Source organism: Bifidobacterium sp. POST2/T3 (B1) (genome assembly GCF_058197115.1).
On sequence record NZ_JBVPQK010000204.1, the window covers coordinates 1 to 4,911 of the forward strand.

5 protein-coding genes are annotated in these 4,911 nt (G+C 60.0%); all 5 read left to right on the forward strand.

Going from position 1 to position 4,911, the window contains the following annotated elements:
• Nucleotides 1–761 (forward strand): HAD family hydrolase (locus tag AC0AP0_RS09005; RefSeq protein ID WP_490430221.1); only part of this gene is annotated, 761 nt, incomplete at its 5' end.
• 118 nt (nucleotides 762–879) lie between these two features.
• Entirely contained in the window at nucleotides 880–2,346 is a 1,467-nt protein-coding gene (locus AC0AP0_RS09010; RefSeq protein WP_490430224.1) for an FAD-dependent oxidoreductase, read from the forward strand.
• A 170-nt stretch (nucleotides 2,347–2,516) separates the two neighbouring features.
• A complete protein-coding gene (locus AC0AP0_RS09015) occupies nucleotides 2,517–3,698 on the forward strand; it encodes an ImmA/IrrE family metallo-endopeptidase (protein WP_490430222.1) in 1,182 nt (393 codons plus the stop codon).
• A complete protein-coding gene (locus tag AC0AP0_RS09020) occupies nucleotides 3,695–4,288 on the forward strand; it encodes a DUF4411 family protein (RefSeq protein WP_490430223.1) in 594 nt (197 codons plus the stop codon). The genes AC0AP0_RS09015 and AC0AP0_RS09020 overlap by 4 nt, the downstream gene beginning before the upstream one ends.
• 81 nt (nucleotides 4,289–4,369) lie before the next feature.
• Nucleotides 4,370–4,911, forward strand: a 542-nt coding sequence (locus AC0AP0_RS09025; protein ID WP_490430216.1) for a M48 family metalloprotease, incomplete at its 3' end; no start/stop codon positions are given.

Genomic DNA, 4,911 nt, shown 5'->3' on the forward strand with positions numbered 1-4,911 from the left:
GGGTACAGGGCCAGGTCGACGGCCACCAGGTCAAGGTGGGCAGGGCCCAGTTCGTGGCAGACGGGCATTCAAGTGATTTATTCGGCCCCCTGGCTCCTGACGAGATGGCCTCCTACGTCTCTATTGATGGGGTCTTGGCCGCCAGGGTCGTCATGAAGGACGTGCCCAGGTCGGATGCCGCTCAGACCATCACCCAGCTACGGGAGTTGGGTATCACCCGTCTATCCATGGTCACCGGCGACAAGGAGGACTCGGCCCGGATCATCGCCGACCAGGTGGGCATCACCGACGTGCATGCCGGCCTCTTCCCCGAGGACAAGACCAATCTGATCGCCAAGGCTTCCAGGGAGGAGCCCAATCGGCAGCCATTCTGGGACATCTGGCTGTCCAAATTCCTTGGTGAGTCAGTGACCAAATCCATCACCCTGATGGTGGGGGACGGGGTCAACGATGCTCCGGTCCTGGCCGCTGCCGACGTGGGCATGGCCATCACCGACGGAACCACCACGGCCGCCTCCGAGTCCGCCCAGGCCGTAATCATGAATGACGACATCGCCTGTCTGCCCAGGTCGATCGCCATCGCCCGAAGGACCAAGAGGGTCATGCTCCAGGCGGTCATGCTGGGGCTGACCCTGGCCACAGTGGGCATGCTCTGTGCCGCCTTCGACCTAATTCCGGTGGTTGTCGGCGCCTTTACGCAGGAGGCCATCGACGTGGTTTCCATCCTCTGGGCCCTGACTGCGCTGATAGATCGGGACTGATGCCATTTCGCGACGCTTGGTGAAAGTCCCGGGGATGGAGCCCAACTAGCTCTGTTCCCGACCGTCGCTTTGCGTTAGGCTGACAAGCATGAGCGATATTAATGTCAATGATTCCACCATGCCCGCACCGGCCCGCGGCGAGGAAGCCGACTCACCCCTGCGCGTGGCCGTCATAGGCGCGGGGCCTGCGGGGGTCTACGCCTCTGACATCCTGCTGCGGCAACTTCGGGAAAAGGGGACAGACCTGGGTCTGGGCGACCGGGCCCGGATCGATTTGTTCGAGAAGCTGCCCGTTCCCTTCGGTCTGGTCCGTTACGGCGTGGCCCCGGATCATCCCAGCATCAAGTACATCGCAGGCGCCTTGGAGAAGACGCTGGACAACCCCGAGATCCATCTCTACGCGGATGTGGAGTTCGGCAAGGACGTCAACCTGGATGACCTGCTTGAGCGCTACGATGTGGTGCTCTTCGCCACCGGCGCTGTGGACGATCGCCCCCTGGAGATTGCCGGGCATGAGCTTGATGGCGTTCACGGGGCCGCCCACTTCGTCGAATGGTATGACGGCTATCCCGACGCTGACCAGGACTGGCCCCTGGATGCCAGGCAGGTGGCCGTCATCGGAGGCGGGAACGTGGCCATGGATGTCTCCAGAATCCTGATGCGGCGGGCCGACGACCTGCTGGGCACCGACATCCCCGATAACGTCTACCAGGGGATTCAGGGCAACCAGGCCCGTGAACTGCACATGTTCATCCGTCGCGGACCAGCCCAGGCCAAGTTCTCGGTCCAGGAGCTGCGCGAGCTGGAGAAGCTGCCCGGGGTGCAAATCGTCATCGACGAGGAAGACTTCGACCTGGATCAGGAGACCATCGACCGGGCCGGTGCCGACAAGCTGACCCGGCAGATGCTGGAGGAGCTCTTCGCCATCAGGGAGATGGCCGAGGACATGGCTGAGGACGGCGGCGTCGACTTCGAAGGCAACCCCGCCGACCGTCGTTTCTATATGCACTTCTACCGGATGCCAGCCGCAATCATCGGCCAGGACGGCAAGGTGACCGGCATTCGGGTGGAGAAGACCAAGGTCACGCCCGAGGGCACCATGGAGGAGACCAGCCGGTACGAGGAGTACCCGGTTCAGGCCGTCTACCATGCCATCGGCTACAAGCCTGCCGAAGTTCCCGGCATTCCCTACGATTTCGCCGGCTATACGCTCTCCAACGTCCACGGTCGTGTGACCACTGCTCCCGAGGGGCAGGACGGCCGACCCATCGACCGTCTCTACGCCACTGGTTGGGCCAAGAGGGGACCTGTAGGTCTGATCGGATCCACCAAATCCGATGCCCTGGAGACCATCGGCAACATGCTGGATGACCTGGCCGCCAGCCCGACTCGTGGCCGCTTCGCCAAGGACCGCGACGACGATTCGATTGACCGTTTCTTGGCAGACAAGGGCATCCAGCCCATCGACTTCGCCGGCTGGAAGCGGGTGGATGCCTACGAGCGTGCCGAGGGCGCCAAGGCTGGCCGCGAGCATATCAAGGTTATCGACCCCGACCAGCTCCGCCAGCTAGCGCACGGCGAGTAGGCGATCGCTCTTAGGCCTGTGTTGACAGTGACAGGACTTGGATGAGGCTCATGAATCCTCACCCGGGTCCTATTTCTTAGTATTCAATACTGGGTGCTTACTGCAGACGGATGGGCCTCGCGTAGCTATCATTGTCATTAGAGCCCATCACGGAATCGAAGGAGCGTGACATGGCTAATCTGACTCTCTATCCGGCCACCCTCCAGTGGGCCGTTGAGGAGGGTGATGCCGATCCAGTGGCCCTGTCTCAGCGCCGAGGGCTTGGCCAGTTGCCGGATTGGCTGGAATCCAAGGAACCCGTGTCTGTATCCTTCAACAAGGTAGAGCAGCTCAGCAGGGCCCTGCATGTGCCCTTCGGTGCCTTGGTCCGGTCGGTTGTGCCCCAGCGTCGTTCTGAGCCTCTGGTCCAGTACCGGACCGTAGGCAATACGTCTGTGCAGCCCAGCAAAAACTTGCAGGACACCATAGACCAGATGCGATTCAGGCAGGAGTGGGCCAGGGATGAACTGCTTGAGTCTGGCCTGGATGCCAACCCGCTAGTTGGTTCGGTGCGCGATGCCGACCATGACGATGCCCTGGCTGATGCGCTTCGCTCCACCCTTGGGTTGGATGGGCGCTCTGCCTGGGAGGGCGGCGATTCCAGCGACCGTTTCCGTCAGCTCAAGGAACGTGTCTCTAAAGCGGGCATTATGATCATGCTCAACTCCCAGGTGGGCTCCGTGAGTTCTCGAAAACTGGATCTCCAGGAGTTCCGAGGATTCGTGTTGATCGACGACATGGCTCCGCTGGTGTTCATCAACAGAAACGACTCCTTTGACGGCATGATCTTCACCTTGATTCACGAGGTGGGACACGTACTGCTGGGCACTCAGGAGCTCTTCGACGGTATTGGCGGACAAGGGGACCGCAAGGCCATGGAGCGCGCGATAAACCGGGCGGTGGTAATGGCTGTGATTCATGATGACCGTTTCCGGCGGCTGTGGCAGGAGAAGCTGGACGAGGGCCAAGAGCCGGCCGACGCTGCGGAGTCTATAGCTGACGACTTCCATCTGAGTGCCTTGGCCATGGGGATACAGGCCCATCAGTTCGGCTTGACTGACGAGGATACACTCGAGGAACTGCGGGCACGAATGGATCGGCATCTTCAGGGCAAGGCCGCTCATCATCAGGAGCAGGAAACCCATGGTAATGGCAACAGGACCAATGCCTCCAGGGTTGATACCGGTTTCGTCCGCTTGGTCAATGCCGCCATGGACGGGGGCAGACTGGCTCCGACTGAGGGCTTCGACCTGGTGGGGGTGCGCTCCCCGCAGTCTTATCAGGGATTGATTCGTGAAAAGAAGCTGATATGACCGCTACCCTCTACCTGCCTGATTCCAACATCTTCATCGCCTCCTACCGGCTCAACCATCCTTTCGACTACAAGGAGTTTCACCCCTTCTGGCGGTGGATGGAAAAGCTGGCTGAGGACAAGGCGATTGCCATGGTGGATGTTGTCTACGAAGAGCTGGTCAACGAGCAAGCCACTGATCCCGATATGCTGGATCTTTGGGTGCGTGCAGTGTTCAAAGGCCGCCAAATAAGCCATAAGGATGACAAGTATGCGCAGGTTTATGCGAAAATTCAGGATTATCTGGTCACCTGCGGGAATTATACGGAAGAGTCACGCCAATGTTGGGAGCCAGAGAGCAAGGCGGATCCCTGGCTGATCGCCGTGGCCAAGGTCGAGGGGGCAGTCATAGTGACGGATGAGGCCCGGGTTCCGCTGCAACAGGGGCAGCATATGAAGAAAGAGCCCAAGATTCCTAACATCGCAGACCATTTTGGGGTGGAGAGCATGAGCCTGCGTCAGTTCTTCGATGCCAACGGAAGGTTGAAGAAAGCCCGGTATGTTCCTAAGCCTCGTGACAAGAAGAACGAAGATCCAATCGTATTGTTCTGAAATGGCGAGGGACCATCGGCAGTTTCATCTTTTCAGCGGTCGTTCAGCAAAAATTCAGCGGCATTGTCTACCATGGAACCCATGAATGGCAAGCTGAAGGTTCACGGACATTTCAACGGCCTTAAAACGACGCTTTTGTTCGCCCTTATGTGGGCCGTTATTATGCTCATCTGGTGGCTGACTGGCGGTCGCCAGGGGACGCTGGGCATCTATATCCTCATAGGCCTGGCCACCACTTTCGGGTCCTACTGGTTCTCCGACAAGGTGGCGATCGCCTCCATGCATGCCCGGCCGGTCAGCGAGCAGGAGGCCCCCGACCTCTACCGGATCGTCCGGGAACTGTCGGGGAGGGCCGGCAAGCCCATGCCCCGCATCTACATCGCCCCCACTGACTCTCCCAACGCTTTTGCCACAGGCCGTAACGAGCGCCATGCCGCCGTCTGCTGCACCCAGGGGATTCTGCGTATCCTCAACGAGCGGGAGATTCGCGGGGTGCTGGGCCACGAGCTCATGCACGTCTACAACCATGACATCCTGACCTCTGCTGTGGCTTCGGCCATGGCTACGGTCATCACCTACCTGGGTTACTCCCTCATGTATTTCGGCGGTGACAGCCGGGACAG

Bases quoted from the DNA above. Each gene is read 5' to 3' on its own strand.
- AC0AP0_RS09015 (WP_490430222.1), top strand. From the start codon at position 2,517: ATGGCTAATCTGACTCTCTATCCGGCCACCCTCCAGTGGGCCGTTGAG.
- AC0AP0_RS09010 (WP_490430224.1), top strand. From the start codon at position 880: ATGCCCGCACCGGCCCGCGGCGAGGAAGCCGACTCACCCCTGCGCGTG.
- AC0AP0_RS09020 (WP_490430223.1), top strand. From the start codon at position 3,695: ATGACCGCTACCCTCTACCTGCCTGATTCCAACATCTTCATCGCCTCC.